Origin of the sequence: Micromonospora sp. NPDC092111 (assembly GCF_044755745.1) — a bacterium.
In the GTDB taxonomy this organism is placed as follows: domain Bacteria; phylum Actinomycetota; class Actinomycetes; order Mycobacteriales; family Micromonosporaceae; genus Micromonospora.
In genome coordinates, this window is sequence record NZ_JBIVRQ010000005.1 from 239,587 (window position 1) to 259,923 (window position 20,337).

18 protein-coding genes are annotated in these 20,337 nt (G+C 73.1%); 6 read left to right on the forward strand and 12 right to left on the reverse strand.

The features are described 5' to 3' along the window. Positions 1 to 8: 8 nt before the first annotated feature. Both ACIQG9_RS13650 and selD read right to left on the reverse strand, forming a co-directional pair. Positions 9 to 488, reverse strand: a complete 480-nt coding sequence (locus ACIQG9_RS13650; protein WP_400401364.1) for a hypothetical protein — start codon at positions 486 to 488, stop codon at positions 9 to 11. 222 nt (positions 489 to 710) lie between these two features. Beyond that, positions 711 to 1,700 (reverse strand): selenide, water dikinase SelD, encoded by a 990-nt coding sequence (gene selD / locus ACIQG9_RS13655; RefSeq protein ID WP_400401366.1) that lies wholly within the window; start codon positions 1,698 to 1,700, stop codon positions 711 to 713. A gap of 198 nt (positions 1,701 to 1,898) precedes the next feature. Here selD and ACIQG9_RS13660 point away from each other — a divergent pair, with 198 nt between their 5' ends. From ACIQG9_RS13660 to ACIQG9_RS13675, 4 genes are read left to right on the forward strand one after another with little or no spacing between them, the layout of a single operon-like run. Beyond that, the gene (locus tag ACIQG9_RS13660) at positions 1,899 to 2,654 is read left to right on the forward strand and encodes an amino acid ABC transporter ATP-binding protein (RefSeq protein WP_400401368.1); all 756 of its coding nucleotides are present in this window, start codon (positions 1,899 to 1,901) and stop codon (positions 2,652 to 2,654) included. Positions 2,655 to 2,710: 56 nt separating this feature from the next. Continuing rightward, complete coding sequence (locus tag ACIQG9_RS13665) at positions 2,711 to 3,589, forward strand: glutamate ABC transporter substrate-binding protein (protein WP_400401370.1); 879 nt, start codon at positions 2,711 to 2,713, stop codon at positions 3,587 to 3,589. Between the two features lie 39 nt (positions 3,590 to 3,628). Continuing rightward, entirely contained in the window at positions 3,629 to 4,336 is a 708-nt protein-coding gene (locus ACIQG9_RS13670) for an amino acid ABC transporter permease (protein WP_400401372.1), read from the forward strand. Beyond that, positions 4,333 to 5,316 (forward strand): amino acid ABC transporter permease, encoded by a 984-nt coding sequence (locus tag ACIQG9_RS13675; protein WP_400401374.1) that lies wholly within the window; start codon positions 4,333 to 4,335, stop codon positions 5,314 to 5,316. Before ACIQG9_RS13670 ends, ACIQG9_RS13675 begins: the two co-directional genes overlap by 4 nt. A 397-nt stretch (positions 5,317 to 5,713) precedes the next feature. Here the strand turns inward: ACIQG9_RS13675 and rny are convergent, their stop codons facing one another. The 7 genes from rny to ACIQG9_RS13710 form a co-directional block, all read right to left on the reverse strand. Next, positions 5,714 to 7,480 carry a ribonuclease Y gene (gene rny, locus ACIQG9_RS13680; RefSeq protein ID WP_400401376.1) on the reverse strand — a complete coding sequence of 589 codons (1,767 nt, stop codon included), beginning with the start codon at positions 7,478 to 7,480 and terminating at the stop codon, positions 5,714 to 5,716. A gap of 1,270 nt (positions 7,481 to 8,750) precedes the next feature. Further along, positions 8,751 to 9,482 carry a regulatory protein RecX gene (locus ACIQG9_RS13685; protein ID WP_400401378.1) on the reverse strand — a complete coding sequence of 244 codons (732 nt, stop codon included), beginning with the start codon at positions 9,480 to 9,482 and terminating at the stop codon, positions 8,751 to 8,753. A gap of 14 nt (positions 9,483 to 9,496) precedes the next feature. Beyond that, a complete protein-coding gene (recA, locus tag ACIQG9_RS13690) occupies positions 9,497 to 10,543 on the reverse strand; it encodes a recombinase RecA (protein ID WP_088978017.1) in 1,047 nt (348 codons plus the stop codon). A 184-nt stretch (positions 10,544 to 10,727) separates the two neighbouring features. Further along, positions 10,728 to 10,928: a DUF3046 domain-containing protein gene (locus ACIQG9_RS13695; RefSeq protein WP_400401380.1), complete on the reverse strand. Its 201-nt coding sequence runs from the start codon at positions 10,926 to 10,928 to the stop codon at positions 10,728 to 10,730. A 4-nt stretch (positions 10,929 to 10,932) separates the two neighbouring features. Next, a complete protein-coding gene (locus ACIQG9_RS13700; RefSeq protein WP_400401382.1) occupies positions 10,933 to 12,231 on the reverse strand; it encodes an MFS transporter in 1,299 nt (432 codons plus the stop codon). A gap of 175 nt (positions 12,232 to 12,406) precedes the next feature. Then, a complete protein-coding gene (locus ACIQG9_RS13705) occupies positions 12,407 to 13,108 on the reverse strand; it encodes a UdgX family uracil-DNA binding protein (protein ID WP_400401384.1) in 702 nt (233 codons plus the stop codon). Between the two features lie 211 nt (positions 13,109 to 13,319). Further along, entirely contained in the window at positions 13,320 to 14,660 is a 1,341-nt protein-coding gene (locus ACIQG9_RS13710) for an aminotransferase class I/II-fold pyridoxal phosphate-dependent enzyme (RefSeq protein ID WP_400401386.1), read from the reverse strand. Positions 14,661 to 14,698: 38 nt separating this feature from the next. Between ACIQG9_RS13710 and ACIQG9_RS13715 the strand changes: the two genes are divergently transcribed. Continuing rightward, positions 14,699 to 15,943: a bifunctional pyridoxamine 5'-phosphate oxidase family protein/GNAT family N-acetyltransferase gene (locus ACIQG9_RS13715; protein ID WP_400401388.1), complete on the forward strand. Its 1,245-nt coding sequence runs from the start codon at positions 14,699 to 14,701 to the stop codon at positions 15,941 to 15,943. 2 nt (positions 15,944 to 15,945) lie between these two features. Continuing rightward, entirely contained in the window at positions 15,946 to 16,611 is a 666-nt protein-coding gene (gene leuE / locus ACIQG9_RS13720) for a leucine efflux protein LeuE (protein ID WP_400401390.1), read from the forward strand. A gap of 44 nt (positions 16,612 to 16,655) precedes the next feature. Here leuE and ACIQG9_RS13725 read toward each other — a convergent pair whose 3' ends face one another. The 3 genes from ACIQG9_RS13725 to ACIQG9_RS13735 all read right to left on the reverse strand — a co-directional run bounded on the left by ACIQG9_RS13725 (position 16,656) and on the right by ACIQG9_RS13735 (position 20,217). Next, positions 16,656 to 17,582 (reverse strand): sporulation protein, encoded by a 927-nt coding sequence (locus ACIQG9_RS13725; RefSeq protein WP_400401392.1) that lies wholly within the window; start codon positions 17,580 to 17,582, stop codon positions 16,656 to 16,658. Between the two features lie 215 nt (positions 17,583 to 17,797). Next, positions 17,798 to 18,862, reverse strand: a complete 1,065-nt coding sequence (locus ACIQG9_RS13730) for a hemolysin family protein (RefSeq protein ID WP_400401394.1) — start codon at positions 18,860 to 18,862, stop codon at positions 17,798 to 17,800. After that, a complete protein-coding gene (locus tag ACIQG9_RS13735) occupies positions 18,859 to 20,217 on the reverse strand; it encodes a hemolysin family protein (protein WP_400401396.1) in 1,359 nt (452 codons plus the stop codon). Before ACIQG9_RS13735 ends, ACIQG9_RS13730 begins: the two co-directional genes overlap by 4 nt. Positions 20,218 to 20,337 lie beyond the last annotated feature (120 nt).

A 20,337-nucleotide genomic window follows, 5' to 3' on the forward strand; every position in this document is an offset into this window, starting at 1 on the left:
CGGGGCGGTCAGGCGGCGGCGAGCGCCGGGTTGACCGAGTCGGGCGCCCACCGGGACCGGTGGCAGCGGGACCAGCCCCGGCAGCCCGGGTGTGACAGGGTGCAGAGCCGCTGGCCCGACAGCACCTCGCCGTCGTCGGTCTCGGTGACGTCGAAGTGCACCGGACGGATCGTGCCGTCCGGCGCGACCAGCAGGTGCCGGCCGGCGTCGAGGGTGTCGTCGGCCAGCAGGCAACGACGGTCCAGCAGCCGGGCCAGCGTGGCGACGGCGCTCAACTCGGGCAGCGACTCGGGCACCCCGTAGCAGTCCACCATCGTGCCGAACACCCCGGGCGTCGCCCAGACGTCGCAGACCACCGCGTACCTGGGCAGCCGCGCCGGGTCGGCGACGGCGAGGGGCATCACCACCCGACCGAGCGCCTCGGCCAGGGCCGGGTACACCTCGACGGGCGCGGCCCGGTCGATTCTCCAGTTCCACAGCTCGGTCATGCCGCCTCCTCGCTGCGTTAGTCCCACCGGCCTCCGGATCGGGCCTTACTGACGATGGTGGGGGGCATTTGACCTCAGCCGGGGGCAAGTTACCGGTCTGTGACCATTCCGGGCAAAATTTCCTCGGGCACCGTTGCTCCGAGTAGCGGGAAGATGACAGTTTATCGGGTATGGTGCCCGGCGCGGCGCAGGCGACACCGCGCGTTGCCCCGGCTTCGGCGGCTAGCGGACCACCACCATCGAGTCACCGCGCGGCAGCAGTTCGCCGATCACCGTGCCGCCGGGCACCTCACCGGCGACCAGCAACCCGCCGGAGGTCTGCGCGTCGGCCAGCAGCAGCCGGTCCGCCTCGCCGGCCGGCCCGAAGTCGGTCCATGGGCCCACCCAGTCCAGGTTGCGGCGGGTGCCACCGCTGACGTACCCGTCCCGCACCGCCTCCCGCGCGCCGGGCAGGTAGGGCACCCGGGCGGCGTCGATCGCCACCGTGAGGCCGCTCGCCCGGGCCAGCTTGGAGCCGTGCCCGAGCAGCCCGAAGCCGGTCACGTCGGTGCCGCAGCGGATGCCGGCCGCGACGGCGGCGCGGGCCGCGTCCCGGTTGAGGGTGGTCATCAAGGCCACCGCCTCGGCGAAGACCTCCCCGGTGGCCTTGTGCCGGGTGTTCAGCACCCCGACGCCGAGCGGCTTGGTCAGCGACAACGGCAGCCCGGCCCGGCCGGCGTCCAGGGTGATCAGCTCCTCGGGGCGGACCACGCCGGTCACCGCCAGGCCGTACTTGGGGCCGTCGTCGTCGACGCTGTGCCCGCCGGCCAGGTGGCAGCCGGCCTTCCGGGCCACCTCCTGGCCACCGCGCAACACCTCCCGGGCCAGCTCCAGCGGAAGCACGTCGCGCGGCCAGCAGAGCAGGTTGAGGGCGACCAGCGGGGTGCCGCCCATGGCGTACACGTCCGACAGGGCGTTCGCGGCGGCGATCCGGCCCCAGTCGTACGCGTCGTCGACGACCGGGGTGAAGAAGTCGGCGGTGGTGACCAGGCCGGTCCGCTCGTCGAGCCGGACCACCGCCGCGTCGTCGCCGTTCTCCAGGCCCACCAGCAGGTCGGCGGTGCCGGTGGCCGGGCCGAGACCGGCGACCATCGCCTCCAGCTCGCCCGGGGGGATCTTGCACGCGCAGCCGCCGCCACGGGCGTGCTCGGTCAGCCGGACCCGGTCGGTCATCCCCCCATGATCTCCGCTGGTCGGCGTGGTCGCCACCCGACGGGCCACCGCGGTGACGGAATTCGGACGCCGGGGCGCACCCGGGACCGGTGTTACCTCTCCGTGACCCGATGAGCTGTGTTCCGCCACATCGCCCCGCCTACAGTGGCCCAACCGGGGGTCGACCGACCCCGCTTTCCGCGACGGACGACAGGGACGGTGGACGACGTGGCGACCGGCGAACCGCTGATCGTGCTGGACGGGGTCAACAAGTGGTTCGGCCCGCTGCACGTGCTGGACGACGTGTCACTCTCCGTCGGTAAGGGTGAGGTCGTCGTCGTGATCGGCCCGTCCGGCTCCGGCAAGTCGACGCTCTGCCGGACGATCAACCGACTGGAGCCGATCGACGACGGCACGATCACCTTCGACGGTCAGCCGCTGCCGGCCGAGGGTCGGGCGCTGGCGAAGCTGCGCAGCGAGGTCGGCATGGTCTTCCAGTCGTTCAACCTCTTCGCGCACAAGACCATCCTGGAGAACGTCACCCTCGGGCCGGTCAAGGTCCGCAAGGAGAAGCCGGCCGCCGCCCGCGAACGCGGCCTGGCCCTGCTCGACCGGGTCGGCATCGCCAACCAGGCCGACAAGTACCCGGCCCAGCTCTCCGGCGGCCAGCAGCAGCGGGCGGCGATCGCCCGCGCGCTGGCCATGCAGCCCAAGGCGATGCTCTTCGACGAGCCGACCAGCGCGCTCGACCCGGAGATGGTCGGTGAGGTGCTGGACGTGATGACCTCGCTGGCCCGCGACGGCATGACGATGGTGGTGGTGACCCACGAGATGGGCTTCGCCCGGCACGCCGCCAACCGGGTCATCTTCATGGCCGACGGGCAACTCGTCGAGGACGCCCCGCCGGCGGAGTTCTTCGCCAACCCGACCAGCGAGCGGGCCCGCGACTTCCTCTCGAAGATCCTCACGCACTAGGCGTCCGTAGTGGAGCGCGCCGTCCCCGGTGGGTTCCGACGAAGAAGGAGATCAGTATGCGTATGAAGCGCGTGGCGGCAGTCGCCGCGGCGGCCACTCTGGCGCTCGGCCTGGCCGCGTGTGGCGGCGACGACGCCGACGAGGGCACCGGCGCGGGCAGCAAGTCCTTCGCCGCCGGCAGCACCATGGAGAAGCTCAACAAGGCCCAGAAGATCAAGGTCGGCACCAAGTTCGACCAGCCCGGCTTCGGCCAGAAGGGCCTGTCGGGCAAGCCGGAGGGCTTCGACGTCGAGATCGCCAAGCTCATCGTCAAGGAGCTGGGCATCCCCACGGACAAGATCGAGTACGTCGAGACGCCGTCGAAGGTCCGTGAGGACGCCATCGTCAACGGCACCGTCGACCTGGTCGCGGCGACGTACACGATCAACGACAAGCGCAAGGAGCGGATCGCCTTCGCGGGCCCGTACTACGAGGCCGGCCAGAACATCCTGGTCAAGAAGGACGACACCACCATCACCGGCCCGGACTCCTTCAAGGACGGCACCAAGAAGGTCTGCTCGGTGACCGGGTCCACCCCGGCCGAGGAGATCAAGAAGTACATCAAGGACGTCGGCACCCAGCTCGTGCTCTTCGACACCTACCCCAAGTGCCGCGACGCCCTCAAGGGCGGCCAGGTCGACGCCGTCACCACGGACAACGTGATCCTGCTCGGGTACATCGCCGAGGACGAGGCGTCGTTCAAGCTGGCCGGCGACAACTTCACCAAGGAGCCGTACGGCATCGGGGTGAAGAAGGAGGACAACGACTTCCGCACCTTCATCAACGACACGCTGGACAAGGCGTTCGCCGATGGGAGCTGGAAGAAGGCGTGGGACGACACCGCCGGCAAGTTCGGCGCCGAGCTGGGCACCGCCCCGACCGTCAACCGCTACTGATCTGACCTCGATCTGGAGGGTGGGGAGGAACACCGACCCGTGAACGTGCTCATCGACAAGTTCGACGTCTTTGCGGGTGGTTTCTGGCTCACCCTCCAGATCTGCGTGCTCGCCGCGATCGGCGCCCTGGTGCTGGGCGCCGTCGTGGCGGTGCTCCGCATCTCGCCGGTGCCACCGCTGCGCGCCGTCGGCACCGGCTACGTGAACATCTTCCGGAACATGCCGCTGACCGTGGTGATGTTCTTCGCCGCCTTCGGCCTGCCGGCGCTCGGCTCCAACGCCGACTTCCTGCGCGTCCCCGGGCTGGACTCGCTGTTCACCCGGCTCGGCACCGACCTGCCGTACTTCCGCTTCACGCTGCTCGCCCTGGTGCTCTACACCGCGGCGTTCGTCTGCGAGGCGCTGCGGTCCGGGGTGAACGCGGTGCCGCCCGGTCAGGCCGAGGCGGCCCGCTCGCTCGGCCTGACCTTCGGTCAGAACCTGCGGCACGTGGTGCTGCCGCAGTCCTGGAAGGCGTCGGTCGTACCGCTCGGCTCGGTGATCATCGCAATGATCAAGAACTCCGCGCTGATCGGCTTCTTCGGCGTGGTCGGCGACCTCTCCCAGACCGCCGACCAGCTCACCTCCGCCGAGGGCTATGCCTTCATCCCGGTCGCCATCGGCATCTCGATCGGCTACCTGATCATGACCGTGCCGCTCGGCGCCCTGCTCGACCGGCTGGAGAAGCGACAGGCGGTGGCCCGATGAGTCAGCAGACCAGCGTCCTGTACGACGTCCCCGGCCCCCGCCAGCGGCGGATCACCCTGATCGGCAGCATCGCGGCCATTGTGCTGCTGGCCGTCGGGGCGTACTTCCTGATCTACCGGCCGCTGGACGACAAGGGCCAGTTCTCGATGGAGCTGTGGGGGCCGCTGGTCGACCCCTCCAACGAGAACTTCTCCCAGGTGTGGGACCGGATCGGCTTCGGCCTCAAGAACACCCTGACCGCCGCCGCGCTGGCCATCGTCGCCTCGCTGGTGGTCGGCACCCTGCTCGGGTTGCTGCGGATCCAGCTCAAGAGCCTGACCCGGCGACGGTTCACCGGGATGGCCGCCCCGCTGGCGTACCTGCTGCGCGGGCTGAGCATCACGCTGTCGGCGGTCACCCGGGTCTGCGTCGAGGTGTTCCGGGGCCTGCCGGTGGTGCTCACCATCTTCTTCGTGGCCCGGGGCTTCCCCGAGTTCGGCATCTCCTTCGACACGCTGTGGTACCTGGTCATCGGCCTGACCGTCTACAACTCGGTGGTCATCGCCGAGATCCTCCGCTCCGGCATGGAGGGACTGCCCGGCGGGCAGGCCGAGGCCGCCGCCGCGATCGGCCTCTCCCCCGCGCAGACGACCCGGATGATCCTGCTGCCGCAGGCGTTCCGGATCATGCTGCCGGCGCTGATCAGCCAGCTCGTCGTGGTGCTCAAGGACACCTCGCTGGGCTTCATCATCAGCTACGAGGAGACGCTGAACATCGGCAAGCAGATCATCGGCGTACTGGACAACCCGATCCAGGTCTACGTGGTGATCGCCGCGATCTTCATCACGGTCAACTACTCGCTGTCGAAGCTGGCCCAGTACGTCCAGCGCCGGCTCTCCCGGGGCCGCAAGTCGGCCGGTACCCCGGCCCAGCAGCCACCGGCCACCGCGCTGATCTCGCAGGCGGAGGGCGGCGGCGCGGGCGGTACGGGCGGCAACTGACCCACCCCTGACGGCACGAGGGCCGGCCCGGATTTCCGGGCCGGCCCTCGCCGTGTCGGTGCGGTCCTCGCCGTCTCGGTGCGGTCCTCGCCGTGTCGGTGCGGTCCTCGCCGTGTCGGTGCGGTCCCGTGTCGTGTCAGTCGGTCCTCGCTGTCGGTCCGGTCCTCGCCGTGTCGGTGGGGTCCTCACCCGTGTCAGTGGGGTCCCGCGTCGTGTCGGTGGCCCCTCATGCCGGGTCGGTGCGGTCCCGCGCCCCGTGTCGGTGGTCCCACGTCGGGTCGATGAGGTCCCTCACGCCGGTCGGTTGAGGTCCCCCGCTGGTTCGGGGAAGTCCCCGCCCGGGTCGGGGAAGTCCCTCACCGGCCACCCACCGGGCGGTGGGCGGCCATTGGCGGGATCAGCGGGCGATCTCGGTGACCCGGGACTCGCGGACCACGGTCACCCGGATCTGACCCGGGTAGGTCAGCTCCTCCTCGATCTGCTTGGCCACGTCCCGGGCCAGGACCGCCGCACCGATGTCGTCGACGTCGTCCGGCTTGACCATCACCCGGATCTCCCGACCGGCCTGCATGGCGAAGACCTTCTCCACGCCGATCTTCCCGGCCGCGATCTCCTCGATCCGCTCCAGCCGCTTGACGTACGCCTCCAGGCTCTCCCGCCGCGCCCCGGGCCGGCCACCGGAGCAGGCGTCGGACGCCTGGGTGAGGACCGCCTCGATGGTCTGCGGCGGCACCTCGTTGTGGTGCGCCTCGATGGCGTGCACCACGTCCTCGCTCTCGCCGTACTTGCGGGCCAGGTCGGCGCCGATGATGGCGTGGCTGCCCTCCACCTCGTGGGTGAGCGCCTTGCCGATATCGTGCAGGAACGCCGACCGTTTGATGGTCGGCACGTCCAGCCGCAGCTCCGCGGCCATGATCCCGGCGATGTGCGCGGTCTCCACCAGGTGCTTGAGCACGTTCTGCCCGTACGACGTCCGGTAGCGCAGCCGGCCGAGCAGGGTGACCAACTCGGGGTGGATCTCGGTGATGCCCACCTCGACCAGCGCGTCCTCGGCGGCCCGGTGGCACAGCTCCTCCACCTCCTGCCGGGCCAGATCGTGCACCTCCTCGATCCGGTGCGGGTGGATCCGCCCGTCGAGGACCAGCTTCTCCAGGGTGAGCCGGCCGACCTCACGACGGACCGGGTCGAAGCAGGAGAGCAGCACCGCCTCGGGGGTGTCGTCGATGATCAGGTTGACCCCGGTCACCGACTCGAAGGCGCGGATGTTGCGCCCCTCCCGGCCGATGATCCGCCCCTTCATCTCGTCCCCGGGCAGGTGCAGGACGCTGACCACGCTCTCTGCGGTCTGCTCGCTGGCCACCCGCTGGATGGCGTCCACCACGATGTGCCGGGCGCGCTGCTCGCCGGTGGCGCGGGCGTCGGACTCGATGTCCCGCACCAGCAGCGCCGCCTCCCGCTTGGCCTGGGTCTCGATCGCCTCGATCAGCTCCGTCCGGGCGGACTCGGCGGTGAGCCCCGCGACGCGTTCCAACTCCCGGCGACGCTGCTCCTCGGCCACGGTCAGCGCGGCCTCCCGCGCGCTGATCCCCGCCTCCCGCTCGGCCAGCGCCGCGCTGGCGGCGGTGAGCTGCCGCTCCCGCTCGGCGAGCCGCTCCACCTCCTCGGTGTGCAGCCGCTCCCGCTCGTCCATCCGGGCGGCCCGGCGCTCCACCTCGGCCGCCTGCTCGCGGGTGGTCGCGGCGAGCACCGCCACCTCCCGCTCACCGCTGCGTCGGGCGCTGGCGCGTAGCTGCTCGGCGTCCGCCTCGGCCTGCTTGTGGGCGCGTTCCAGGACGGTGTCCGCCTCGGCGCGGGCGTCGTCGAGCACCCGGCGGGCCTCCGCGCGGGCCGACTTCGCCTCGGCCTTGGCGCCAGCCGCCTCGGCGCGGGCCGCCGAGGCGGCGGACTTCGCCACGTCGATGGTGCTGTTCACCTCGTCTGCGGCGGTCCGCAGCGCGGCCAGCGACTGTTCCTGGCGGTCCTTCTCGGCGATGAAGGCGGGGTCCTCCGGGGCCGGAGCAGCGCCGATCCGACGCACCGTACGCACGCCGACCAGGACGGCGCCGACCACCACCAGGGCGAGGACTCCGACGATGACCAGGAGCACCACGTCGAAGGCGCTCATGCCGACATCCCATCGCGGCGGTCGGGTTGAACGACAGCAGCGCGGCGGAGGCGACCTTGCTTGCGCGTGCCCATGACCGCGCCGCCGCCCGGAGAGTCACCCGGATCGGCGGGCTGCCACGCCGCGCCGGCGCACCCGCGCTCGCCGTCACCCCCTGGGGACCCCCGGTCCCTGTGCCGACCCGCCATGGCCGCCTCCCCAAACGTCTACGCCACAGGTGACGGTGCCGATGGGCACGCGCCTCTGCGGCTCTGGACGCCCGACCGAGCGGCTGGCCGTGGGTGTAGCTCTCCATCGGCGGTGCCCGTGGGGCACCGCCGACAGCCGGGTGCAGTTGTCGGTTCGGCTCCGGACCGGCTGTCCGGAGCGGCCGTCAAAGGCCGGTGGAGCTGGCCAAAGTGATGCGGTTCTGTTACGCGATCTATGTTGTGCGCTTAGCCTGCGCTGGTCGGGCAAAGTGAGCCTGTATGGCGAGGCTAGGTCGCGGAAGGCCGTTCGGTCAAGAACTCATGATCAAACCCCCCGAACGGAGAGAAGTGGAGAGGTCACCCACCGGTGATGCCAGGCCGGACACCGGAGGACAAACACACCCCCACCGACCCGCCCCCAGGTCACCTAGCCGACCTGCTCACGACCGCGTCGCGCCCGACGACTCCCGCAGGATCGCGCTTACTCGCGCCAAGATCGCGCCACGCGAGCAAGATCGCCCCACACGGACAAGATCGCGCTACGCGGACAAGATCGCGCTACGCGGACAAGATCGCGCTACGCGGACAAGATCGCGCTACGCGGGCAAGATCGCGCTACTTCCTGGATGTAGTGGCCTCCGGCGCGACGGACACCACTACATCCAGGATCGAGCACGATCTTGCTAATGGACGGACCCGACAGGACCGGACAGGGCAGGGGCAGGGCAGGGGCAGGGCAGGGGCGGGGACAGGGGAGGGGCAGGGGCGGGGGGCGGGGAGGGCAGGAACGGGCAGACAGGAGCGGGGTACCACACCCGGCGTCCCATCCTCACGCACCAGGGCGGGCCCCCTCGGCCACCAAGGCGACCGTGCCGCAGGGCCGGGCGGGGCGCCGCCTGGCAGGGCCAGCGGGCACGACGGGGGAAGCAGGCAGGGCAGGGCAGGGCAGGGCAGGCGATCTTCACCGAGATGGGCCGCCAACCACCTGCGCGGCATCGCCTCGCTGGCCGGCGATGACGCCAACCCGGTCCCCCCGGCGATCAACAGCAGCCCGGCGGAGGGGCAGCCGGCACCGCTGGCCCTCAGTCGAGCGGGCGGGCACCCCGGTCCAGTTCGCCCTCGGCGTCGGCGAGGGCGTCGGCGTCGATCTGCTCGGCGAACTCGGCCGCCTCGGCGCTCTGCGCGGCGAGCGCGTCCTTCACCGCCCGGATCGCCACGCCGGGCGGGTAGCCCTTGCGGGCGAGCATGCCGACCAGCCGGCGGAACACCGCGTCGGGCTCACCCCGGGCGGTACGCAGCTTGCGCTCCACCAGGGCGCGGGCGGTCTCCGCCTCGGTCTCCTCGTCCAGCTCGCCGAGGGCCTCGCTGGCCACCTCGCCGGCCACACCGCGCTGGCGCAACTCGTTGGCGAGCGCCCGGCGGGCCAGCCCCCGACCGGTGTGCCGGCTGGCGACCCAGGCCCGTGCGAAGGCCGCGTCGTCGATGATGCCGACCTCGTCGTAACGGTCGAGCACCTGGGCCGAGACCTCGTCGGAGATGCCCTTCTTCGCCAGCGCCCCGGCCAGCTCGGCCCGGGTACGCGGACGGACCGCGAGCTGCCGCAGGCAGATGTCCCGGGCCGCCTCGGCCTCGTCGCGGAGGGTCGCCCCGGCCGTCGCCGGTTCGTCGCGGGGGGTCGCCTCGGCCGACGCCGGCTCGGTCTCGTCGGACCGCCCCCGGCGACCGCCCCGAGGGCGGGGCGGGGTGTTGGCGTCGCCCGCCCGGGGTGGGCCGGCGTCCCAGCCCCGCCCCGTGCGGGCCCGTCGTCCTGCCACGGGTCAGCGGCCGGTCAGAAGTCGACCGGCGGCAGCTCCGGGCCACCGGCGGCGTCGCCGGCGCCGACCCCGACGCCGAGCTTCTCCAGGATCTTCTTCTCGATCTCGGCGGCCACGTCCGGGTTCTCCTTGAGGAACTCCCGGGCCTTCTCCTTGCCCTGGCCGAGCTGGTCGCCGTCGTAGGTGTACCAGGCGCCGGACTTGCGGATGATCGCCTGCTCCACGCCGACGTCGATCAGCGAGCCCTCGCGGGAGATGCCCTTGCCGTACATGATGTCGAACTCGGCCTGCTTGAACGGCGCGGCCACCTTGTTCTTCACGACCTTGACCCGGGTGCGGTTGCCGACCACGTCGGTGCCGTCCTTCAGGCTCTCGATGCGGCGCACGTCGAGCCGGACCGAGGCGTAGAACTTCAGCGCCCGACCACCGGTGGTGGTCTCCGGGCTGCCGAACATCACGCCGATCTTCTCGCGGAGCTGGTTGATGAAGATCGCCGTGGTGCCGGTGTTGTTGAGCACACCGGTGATCTTCCGCAGGGCCTGGCTCATCAGCCGGGCCTGGAGACCCACGTGGCTGTCGCCCATCTCGCCCTCGATCTCGGCGCGCGGTACCAGCGCGGCGACCGAGTCGATCACGATGATGTCGATCGCGCCGGAGCGGACCAGCATGTCGGCGATCTCCAGCGCCTGCTCGCCGGTGTCCGGCTGGGAGACCAGCAGGGCGTCGGTGTCGACGCCGAGGGCCTTCGCGTATTCCGGGTCGAGCGCGTGCTCGGCGTCGACGAAGGCGGCGATGCCGCCGGCCCGCTGGGCGTTGGCCACCGCGTGCAGGGCGACCGTGGTCTTACCGCTGGACTCGGGGCCGTAGATCTCGACGACCCGGCCCCGGGGCAGACCGCCCACGCCGAGCGCCACGTCGAGGGCGATGGAACCGGTCGGAATGACCGAGGTCTGGATCACCGGCCGCTCGCCCAGCCGCATCACCGAGCCCTTGCCGAACTGCTTGTCGATCTGAGCGAGAGCAAGGTCGAGTGCCTTCTCCCGGTCGGGCCCTGCGGCCATGTTTGCCACCCCTGCCTTCGCCGGCGTCTTTCCTGAGCTTCGCGTCACGCGGACACGCTAGGCGCTAGGTCCGACAGAAAACCAGCCGACGGGCCGTGAGCTGTGGACGAGCACCCCGCTGTGGACAATAGCCGAACAGGTGTACGAGTCGGCAAGCGACACGCGGAAGTGGCGTAACGGCTGCTCACCGTAGCCGGACGGGCACCCGGTCGGGGTAGGCGGCGACCACCGCCCGCCACACCACGTGGGTCTCCTCACCTGCGGCGAGGGCCTGCGTGATGGTCCGCCCACCGAGTTGGGAGAGCACCTGGTCGCTGGCGATGCTGGCCGCGTAACCCGGCCCGAATGCCTCGTCCAGCCGGGTCCAGAAGTCGGTCAGCCGCACGTGATCACTCCTCCTCGTCGGGTGCCGTCGGCGGCACCGGACGCAACGCTAGCGCCACCAGGGGCACCACCGCGATCGCCGCCAGCAGGGTGAGCGCCGGGTAACCCGCCACCCGTACGACAAACCCGCTGGCCGCCGCCGCACCCGCCCCGGCCAGCCCCATCGTCAGGTCCGACAGCCCCTGCACGCTGGGGCGTACCCCGGCCGGCACCGACTCCGACAGCAGCGTCGAACCGGCCACCATGGTCGCCGACCAGCCGAGCCCGAGCAGGGCGAGGCCGGCCGAGAGCCGGGGCGTGTGGTGCCCGGCGGTGCCGGCCACCGCGCAGGCCAGCAGCAGGGTGCCGACGCCGCCGAGGATCACCGCGCGCCGGCCCAGCCGGTCGGTGAGCCAGCCCACCACCGGGGAGAGGGCGTACATGCCGGCGATGTGCAGGCTCAGCACGATGCCGACCACCCGCAGCACGTCCGCGTCGGAGTGCGACTCGCCGAGGCGTACCGGGGTCATCGCCATCACCGCGACCATCACCAGGTGGCCGACCGCGACGGCCGCGATGCCCAGCCGGGCGGCCGGCCGCTCGCGGACCACCCGCCAGGCCGCCCGCAGACCCGCCCGCCGCGCGGCGGGCGACGCGTCGGCGTCGGCCGGTGCCGCGTCGGCCGCCGCCAACCGCCGCGCGGTGAGCAGCGGGTCCGGCCGCAGCAGCACCAGCAGTACGACCGCGGCGACCGTGAACGCGACGGCGCTGAACGCGAACGGGCCGGCCAGCGGCGGCAGGCCCCAGCCCCGGGTGACCCCGTCGGCGAGCGCGGCGAAGTTCGGTGCCGCCACCGCCCCGATGGTGGTGGCCCAGACGATCAGCGAGAGCTGGCGGCCCCGGCGGGCCGGCTCGGCGAGGTCCACGGCCGTGTAGCGGGCCTGGAGGTTGGCCGCCGTGCCACCGCCGAAGAGCAGCATCCCGAGGAAGAGCAACGGCACCTGGCCGGTGACCGCGGCGAGCACCACCAGCAGGCCCCCGACCGCTCCGGTCAGGTACGCCAGCACCAGCCCCGGGCGGCGACCGTACCCGGTCATGATGCGGGTGACCGGGACGGCGAGCAACGCGGCGCCGACCACGCCGCAGCTCTGCGCCAGCCCGGCCACGGCGGTGCCGGCGACCCGGGCGGCGAGCAGCGCCCCGACGGAGATCCCGATGGTCACGCCGACGCCACCGACGATCTGGGTGGCGAACAGCAGTCGCAGCGTGCGCCGCTGGATCGGGGCGACGTCGGGCCGGGCGGGCACACGCAGGTCGGCGGTCATCGGTGGCTCCTGGTTTCGGGGAGCCACCATCGTCGCGCAGCCGGCCCGCCGGCCGCACCGGGGTTCACGCCGAGCCGGATCGGCCGGGCGCCGCGTCGGGGCGGCCCGGTCGACCATGCCCGGCCGGTTGCCCGGACCGGGTCGCCGGCACTCCGCTGTGCCGCCGTCGGACCGGTCAGCCGGCCAGTGCGCGGGCGGCCACGGTGAGGTCGGCCACCGGCCCCCGGTACGCGACGTCCTGGTCATCGGCGCGCAGCACCGCCGACGGGTGGATGGTGGCCAGCAGCCGGGCGGCGGGCGCGTCGGCGACCTTCCCGGCGCGGTCCACCGGCACCCGGGTGAAGTCCTCCGGGCGCTGCGCCGACGCCGGCCAGGCCAGCAGCTCGCCCCGCTGCCGGGTGACCCGGAACGACGGGCCGAGCAGCGCCTTCGCCGCGGTCGCGCCGAGCACCACCACCAGCTCGGGGCGGAGCCGGGCGAACTCGGCGACCAGCCAGGGCCGGCAGGCGGTGATGTGCACCTGGTCCGGGGTCTGGTGGATCCGGCGCCTGCCCCGCAACTCGTGCCGGAAGTGCTTCACCGCGTTCGTGATGTACAGGTGGGCGGGGTCGAGGCCGGCGTCGTCCACCGCCCGGCGCAGCAGCCGGCCGGCGGGGCCGACGAAGGGCAGCCCCTTCTGGTCCTCCAGGTCGCCGGGCTGCTCGCCGACGAAGACCACCCGGGCACGCTCGTCGCCCCGGCCGAAGACCGTCTGTGTGGCGTCCCGGTACAGCTCGCAGCCCTGGCAGCCGGCCGCTGCGGCGCGCAACTCGGCCAGGGTGTCGGCCTGGGGCGGGATGAACTGCTGGGCACCGGGTGCGTCGGTCTGCTCGGCCATGGCGACTGTTCTACCCGGTCCGGCGGCGGCCACCCGGGCGGACCCGCCGACGCCCACCCGCCGAGACCTCCCGCCGGCCCGCCCCGCCCGTGCCCGGCCGCCCGGCCCCGCCACCGGTACCCCGGCCGGCGCTCCGTGGCCGTGCTGCCGGACCGGCCGGGGTCAGGCGGCCCGGCCGGCGCTCCGTGGCGGTGCTGCCGGACCGGTCGGGTCAGGCGGTGAAACCGGTCCGGCCGACCGGGCGGACCGCCGCCGCCACCGCGTCGGCCAGCGGCGCGACGTCGGCGTCGTCGAGCGGGCTCACCGTGATCCGCACGCCCGGCCCGGCCCCGATCCGGTAGAGGCCGCCGGGGGCGACCGACCAGCCGGCGTCCCGCAGGGCGGTGACCGTGGTGGTCTCGTCGGGCACCGGGAGCCAGACGTTGATGCCGCTGCGGCCGTGCCCGGTCAGGCCCCGGGCCGCGAGCGCGGCGAGCAGGCCGGCGCGGCGGTGTTCGTACGCGTCGGCGGCCCGGCGTACCAGCGTCGCGGTGGCCGGGTCGCGCCAGAGCGCCACCACCAGTCGTTGCAGGACGGTGGAGACCCAGCCGGCGCCCACCCGGGCCCGGCCGGCCACCCGGCACACCGTGGCCTCGTCGCCGGCCAACACGGCCAGCCGCAGGTCGGGCCCGAAGGGCTTGCTCACCGAACGGACGAACGCCCAGGCCGGGACGGCCCCGGCCAACGGGTGCAGCGGCAGCCGGGCCAGCTCGGCGGCGTGGTCGTCCTCGATCAGCAGCAGGTCGGACCGGCCGGCGAGCAGCTCCCGCAGGGCATCGGCCCGGTCGGCGGAGACGGCGGCGCCGGTCGGGTTCTGCGCCCGGCTGGTGACCACCAGCGCCCGTGCCCCGAGGGCCAGCGCGTCGCGTACGCCGGAGACGGTGGGCCCGTCGTCGTCGACCGGCACACCGACCGGCCGCAGCCCGAGCGCGGCCACCAGGTCGAGCAGGTTGGCCCAGCCCGGGTCCTCCACCGCCACCGCGTCGCCGGGGCGCAGGTGAGCGGCGAGCAACCGCTCGATGCCGTCGAGCGCGCCCCCGGTGACGGTCAGCTCGTCGGCCGGCACGCCGTCGGCGGCGAGCCGGGCCCGGGCCGCCTCGGCGAGGGCGGGATGCACGGCGGTCTCGGCGTACCCGGTGGGTGGGCCGATCTCGGCGGCGAGGGCGGCCAGGTACGGGCCGAGCGGCGGCAGCAGCCGGGGGTCGGGCTGCCCCTGGGACAGGTCGCGGGTGCCGGGCGCGGGTGCCAGGTGCCGGACGGCGCGGCGGGTGGCGACCGGCGGCCGGGGCCGCACCCGGGTGCCGTGCCGGCCGGCGGTGACGACCAGGCCGCGCTGGCGTAGCTCCTGGTAGGCCCGGGCGACGGTGGCCGGGCTGACGGCCAGCTCGGCGGCGAGGGACCGGACGGGCGGCAGCCCGGCGCCGGGCGGCAGCGCGCCGGTCCGGATGCCGGTCTCCACGCTGGCCGAAATCGCGGCCGCCGTCGCTCCGCCGATCTGATAATGTGCTGCCACAGTTACCGGATCGTACTAGAACAAAGGTGGGATGGCACATGTACCCCCCGACCGCCCGCACCACCGCCACCCGCATCCGCGACCGGATGAGCTACGACCGGGCCGCCGCGCACGCGGTGCTCGACGAGGCGTACCACTGCGTGCTGGGGTTCGTGGTGGACGGTGAGCCACGGCTGCTGCCCACCCTGCACGTACGCGTCGGCGACACCCTCTACCTGCACGGCTCCACCGGCAGCCGGCCGCTGCTGGCCGCCCGGGGCGACGCCGGGCTGCCGGTCTGTGTCACGGTGACCCTGCTCGACGGCCTGGTCTACGCCCGGTCGCAGTTCCACCACAGCGCCAACTACCGGTCGGTGGTCGCGCACGGCACCGCCCACCTGGTGACCGACGAGGGCGACAAGCGCACGGCGATGGCCGCCCTGGTGGAGAAGGTGGGTGTCGGGCGCGGTGCCGACAGCCGCCCGCCGAACCGCCGGGAGCTGGCCGAGACGGCCGTGCTGGCGCTGCCGCTGCGCGAGGTGTCGGTGCGCTCCCGCGGCGGCGGGGTCGGCGACGACCCGGCTGACCTCGACCTGCCGCACTGGGCCGGGGTGGTGCCGCTGCGGTTGACCGCCGGTCCCCCCGAGCCCGACGCCGGGGTGACCGTGCCGGTGCCGGCCTACCTGCGGCCGGCCGGTTCGCCGTGGCGGGAGCCGGTGCCGCTGGGCGGTGCGCACGTGCTGCTGGAGCCGCTGGAGCTGGCGCACGCCGACGAGCTGTACACCGCCACCGCCGAGCCGGAGGTCTGGGCCCATCTCGGCCACCCGCTGCCGGCCGACCCGGACGCGATGCGGGCGATCGTCGCCGCTGCCCTGGCCGCCCGGCGGGGCGGGGAACGGGTGCCGTGGGTGCAGCGCTGCGCCCGGACGGGGGCGGTGATCGGCACCACCTCCTACTACGAGGTCGATCCGGAGCGGCGTTCCGTCGCGATCGGGCACACCTGGCTCGGCCGGCCGTGGTGGCGCAGCGGGGTCAACACCGAGGCGAAGCTGCTGCTGCTCACCCGGGCCTTCGACGAACTGGGCGCGGTGCGGGTGGTCTGGCACACCGACATCCGCAACACCCGGTCGCAGGCGGCGATCGAACGGCTCGGCGCGCACCGGGAGGGCGTGCTGCGGATGCACCGGCAGCGTCCGGACGGCTCCTGGCGGGACACCGCACAGTACGCGATGACCGTCGATGAGTGGCCAAACGCACAGGTCAAGCTGCGAGAAAGGCTTCGCCGTACGGCCCCGGTGGGGTGAGGATGACCGGCGTGCTGGGCATCACTGACATCTGGACGTACGCGTTGGGCACCGTGGCGATCATCCTGCTGCCGGGGCCGAACTCCCTCTTCGTGCTCTCCACCGCCGCCAAGCGGGGCGTGGCGGCCGGCTACCGGGCGGCCGGCGGGGTGTTCCTCGGCGACTCGGTGCTGATGATCCTCTCCGCCGCCGGGGTGGCGTCGCTGCTCAAGGCGTACCCGCCGCTCTTCCTGGTGATCAAGTACGCGGGTGCGGCGTACCTCGGGTACGTCGGGGTGACGATGCTGCGCGGGGCCTGGCGGCACTGGCGCGACCGCAACGACCCGCAGGCGCCACGGCTGATCGACGCCGCGGAGCCGGCGGCGCTGCGCAGCCCGTTCCGCAAGGCGCTGGTGATCAGCCTGCTCAACCCGAAGGCGATCCTCTTCTTCATCTCGTTCTTCATCCAGTTCGTCGACCCCGGCTATGCCTGGCCGGCGCTGTCGTTCCTGCTGCTCGGGCTGATCGCCCAGGTGACCAGCGCGCTCTACCTGACCGCGCTGATCTTCGCGGGCACCTTCCTGGCCGTGCAGTTCCGGCGTCGGCGGCGGCTCTCGGCGGGAGCCACCACCACCGTGGCGGTGCTCTTCCTGGGCTTCAGCCTCAAGCTCGCCACCGCCTCGGTCTGAGCCGGCCTCAGGGCCCATGGCCTTGTTGCGGAGCTGGCCGGGGCTCAGGTGCCGTCGCCTCCGCCACCGCCGCCGATGCCGCCACCGCCCCCGGTGCCACCCAACCCGTAGCCGGGTGGCACCGGCTCGTCCGGCCGCCGGCTGACGTGGGCGGACTCGTTGAGCCGGGCGGACCAGTGGGCGTTCGCCACGGCCGCCGCGTGCCGGTTGATCGCCTCACGCAGCCAGCCGTCCACGACGGTGACCCAGTCCCGCTGGTCGGCCCCGGTGTGCCAGATCCGGAACCGGCTGATGCTCTGGTGGCTGATGCCGGCCAACGATTGCCGACGGTCCAGCCAGACCAGCACCTCCAGACCGGCCGAGTTGGCCACGAAGGTCAGCTCCAGTTCGGTGATCGGGCCGGCGTACAGCGGCGCGACCCAGTAGCCGAGGCGCTGGTGCACGGGCAGGGTCTGCTCCACCCCGGGCAGCCGGCTGCGTACCAGGCCCGCCTGCCGCATCGCGAAGCCGAGCGTGTCCAGCGCCGCGAGCACGTGCTGCTGGCTGGGCAGCGGGTGCACGAAGACCGGCACCATCGCCCCCTGGTCCAGGTCCGGATCGACCGACACCTCGGTACGCAGCCCGGTACGCAGGCTCATCAGCGGCACGCCGTCGAAGATGGTGATCGGCGTCTCCCACGGCAGGGGCAGGGCGAAGTCGATGGCCCGTCGCCGCCCGGCCGGTACGACGAACCGCCCTCCGATCGGCACCTGGTGGTACTGCACCTGCCGACGGGGTGAGTCCGGGTCCTCCGGTTCGGCGTTGACCACCAGACCGAGCACGACGTGTCGTACCGGCACGTCGTCCGGCCCGGCGGTGAGCGTCACCCGCCCGGGCAGGCGCAGTCCCGGCCGGGTGCTCGGGTTGGTCAGGGTGGTGCTCACCGACAGTCCGGTCCAGCCGGACTCCCGGGACACCCCGGTCAACCGCATCCCGCCTCCCGTCGCCCACCCGCCCCGTCGTCGTCGCCCGCCCGTCCCCCCTTCGGGCCCACGGGTTCCCCGCTGGCCGTCCCCGCACTCCTCGCCGGCCCGCCCGAACGGCGCTCCGGCCTGGTTGATCCACTCCGTTTCGGCGGTGTGGCGGCATCCGGCCCGCTCGGATACCGCCACATCGCCGTTCCGGAGTTGATCTCACCGGTGGGACGTCAGCGGAGCCGCCGCCCCCGGGGCACCGGGTCGGTCTCGTCGTCGAACTCGCCGATGACCTCCTCCAGCAGGTCCTCCAGCGCCACGAAGCCGATCGGCCGGGTGGGGCCGCCGCCGTTGCGGACCAGCGCGAGCTGGGCCTGGTCGGCACGCATCGCGGCCACCGCCTCGGTGACCGAGGCGGTGGACGGCAGGGTGAACGAACGGGTCATCAACTCACCGGCGGTGGCCGACCGGCCGGTGGTGACCACCCGGACCGCCTCCCGGACGTGCACCAGCCCGCACACCTCACCACCGGCGTCCAGGACGGCGAGCCGGGACCGGCCGCTGTCCCGGCTGACCTGCTCGATCCGCTCGGCGGTGTCGTCCCGGTGGACGGTGACGATCTGGTCGAAGGGTTCCATCACCTGCGCGACGGTGGTGCCCTGCAACTCCAGCATGCTGGTCAGCATCTGGTGCTGCTCCGCGCCGAGCAGGCCGTGCTCGCGGGACTGCTCCAGCAGCATGCGCAGCTCGTCCGGGCCGTGGACCTGGGCGAGCTGGTCCTGCTGCTGTACCCCGACCAGCCGCAGCATCACGTTGGCCAGCGCGTTGAGCAGGGACAGCACCGGCCGGGCGACCCGGGCGAAGGCCCGGAACGGCAGCGCCAGCAGCGTCGCCGAACGCTCGGCGTCGGTGATCGCCCACGACTTCGGGGCCATCTCACCGACCACCAGGTGCAGGAACGTCACCAGCCCCAGCGCGAAGACCAGCGCGACCACGTGGCTGGCCGCCGCCGGCAGCCCGACCGCGTGCAGCAGCGGGCTGAGCAGGTGCTCGATCGCCGGTTCGGCCAGCGCGCCGAGGCCCAGGGTGCAGAGGGTGATGCCGAGCTGCGCGCCGGCCAGCATCAGGGAGAGTTCCCGGACGCCGTCCAGCGCGGCCCGCGCCGCCCGGCTGCCACCGACCGCCCGCTGTTCCAGGCGGTAGCGCTTGGCGGCCACCAGGGCGAACTCGGCGGCCACGAAGAAGCCGTTGAGGGCGAGCAGCAGCACCGAGACCAGCAGTGCGACGGCGGGGCTCATGCCTGCTCCTCCCCGCCACCCGCGGCGCCGGCCCTGGTGAGCCGGACCGAGTCGGCCACGTGCCGGTCCACGGCGAGCACCTCGACCAGGGCCTTCGGCCGCGCGCCCGGCTCGTCGCCGTCGGCCGGCAGGGCGATCTCCAGCCGGTCACCGACCTCGGGTACCCGGCCCAGCTCCCGCATGACCAGCCCGGAGAGGGTGTCGTACTCGGGGGCCTCGGGCAGCGAGATGCCGGTGCTGTCGGCGACCTCGTCGATCCGCCAGCGGGCCGGCACCACCCAGGAGCCGTCGTCCTGCCGGGCCGGGGCCCGGTCCGGCGGGTCGTCCTCGTCCCGGATCGGGCCGACCAACTCCTCGGCGATGTCCTCCAGCGTGATCACCCCGGCGAAGCCGCCGTACTCGTCGACCACGCAGGCGAGCTGCCGGTGCCCGGACCGGAGCCGGTCCAGCACCGTCGGCAGCGGCAGCGTCTCCGGCACCAGCAGCGGGGGTACGGCCACCGCGCTGACCGGGGTGGTGGCGCGCTCCGCCGGGGGTACGCCGAGGACGTCGGCGATGCCAACCACGCCGACCAGGTCGTCGACGCCCTCGGTGCCGCGTACCGGGAAGCGGGAGTGGCCGGTGTCGAGCAGTTCGACGATCCGGCTGACCGGTTCGTGCGCCCGTACCGTGTGCACGTCGACCCGGGGCACCATGGCCTCCCCGGCGGTCAGCTCCCGGAAGTCGAGCCCCCGGTCGAGCAGGTCGGACATCTCGGCGTCGAGGTGCCCCTCCTCCCGGGACTCGGCGATGATCTGCTCCAGGTCGGCCGGGGTGGCGCCGCTGGGCAACTCCTCGATCGGCTCGATGCCGACCCGGCGCAGCAGTCGCACGGCGGCCCGGTCGAAGAGCGTGATCAGCGGCCCGGCGACCTTGAGGTAGATCAGGGTGGAGCGGCTCAGCGCCCGGGCCAGCGGCTCGGGGCGGGCGATGGCCAGGTTCTTCGGGGCCAGTTCGCCGAGGACCATCTGCACGACGGTGGCGATGACCAGTGCGAGCGCCACCGACAGCGGCAGGCTGACGGTGGTGGGGACGCCGACGCCGCCGAGAAGTTCGGCCAGCCCGGCGCCCAGGAAGGGCTCGGCGGCGTAACCGACCAGCAGGGCGGTCACGGTGATGCCGAGCTGGGCGCCGGAGAGCATGAACGACAGCCGCGCGGTGACCTCCAGGGCCCGGGCGGCCTTGGCGTCGCCGTCGTCGGCGAGCTGCTTGAGCTTGCCACGGTCCACGGCGACGTAGCCGAACTCCTGGGCCACGAAGTAGCCGGTGGCGGCGGTGAGGACGATGATGAGTGCGAGGCCGACGACGATCAACACGGGTCGCTCAGGGCTCCCGGGGACGTCGGGGTGAGGGGCTGCCGGGCACGACCCGGCTGGCTACTGCTGCCCTCCTGGGCAGAGGAGTCGATCATTCGGCAATTCTATCGGCGGGGGCTG

Coding starts and splice junctions, on each gene's coding strand:
- ACIQG9_RS13650 (WP_400401364.1), bottom strand. CDS start 488: ATGACCGAGCTGTGGAACTGGAGAATCGACCGGGCCGCGCCCGTCGAG.
- selD (WP_400401366.1), bottom strand. CDS start 1,700: ATGACCGACCGGGTCCGGCTGACCGAGCACGCCCGTGGCGGCGGCTGC.
- ACIQG9_RS13665 (WP_400401370.1), top strand. CDS start 2,711: ATGCGTATGAAGCGCGTGGCGGCAGTCGCCGCGGCGGCCACTCTGGCG.
- ACIQG9_RS13675 (WP_400401374.1), top strand. CDS start 4,333: ATGAGTCAGCAGACCAGCGTCCTGTACGACGTCCCCGGCCCCCGCCAG.
- rny (WP_400401376.1), bottom strand. CDS start 7,480: ATGAGCGCCTTCGACGTGGTGCTCCTGGTCATCGTCGGAGTCCTCGCC.
- recA (WP_088978017.1), bottom strand. CDS start 10,543: ATGGCCGCAGGGCCCGACCGGGAGAAGGCACTCGACCTTGCTCTCGCT.
- ACIQG9_RS13700 (WP_400401382.1), bottom strand. CDS start 12,231: ATGACCGCCGACCTGCGTGTGCCCGCCCGGCCCGACGTCGCCCCGATC.
- ACIQG9_RS13705 (WP_400401384.1), bottom strand. CDS start 13,108: ATGGCCGAGCAGACCGACGCACCCGGTGCCCAGCAGTTCATCCCGCCC.
- ACIQG9_RS13715 (WP_400401388.1), top strand. CDS start 14,699: ATGTACCCCCCGACCGCCCGCACCACCGCCACCCGCATCCGCGACCGG.
- leuE (WP_400401390.1), top strand. CDS start 15,946: ATGACCGGCGTGCTGGGCATCACTGACATCTGGACGTACGCGTTGGGC.
- ACIQG9_RS13725 (WP_400401392.1), bottom strand. CDS start 17,582: ATGCGGTTGACCGGGGTGTCCCGGGAGTCCGGCTGGACCGGACTGTCG.
- ACIQG9_RS13730 (WP_400401394.1), bottom strand. CDS start 18,862: ATGAGCCCCGCCGTCGCACTGCTGGTCTCGGTGCTGCTGCTCGCCCTC.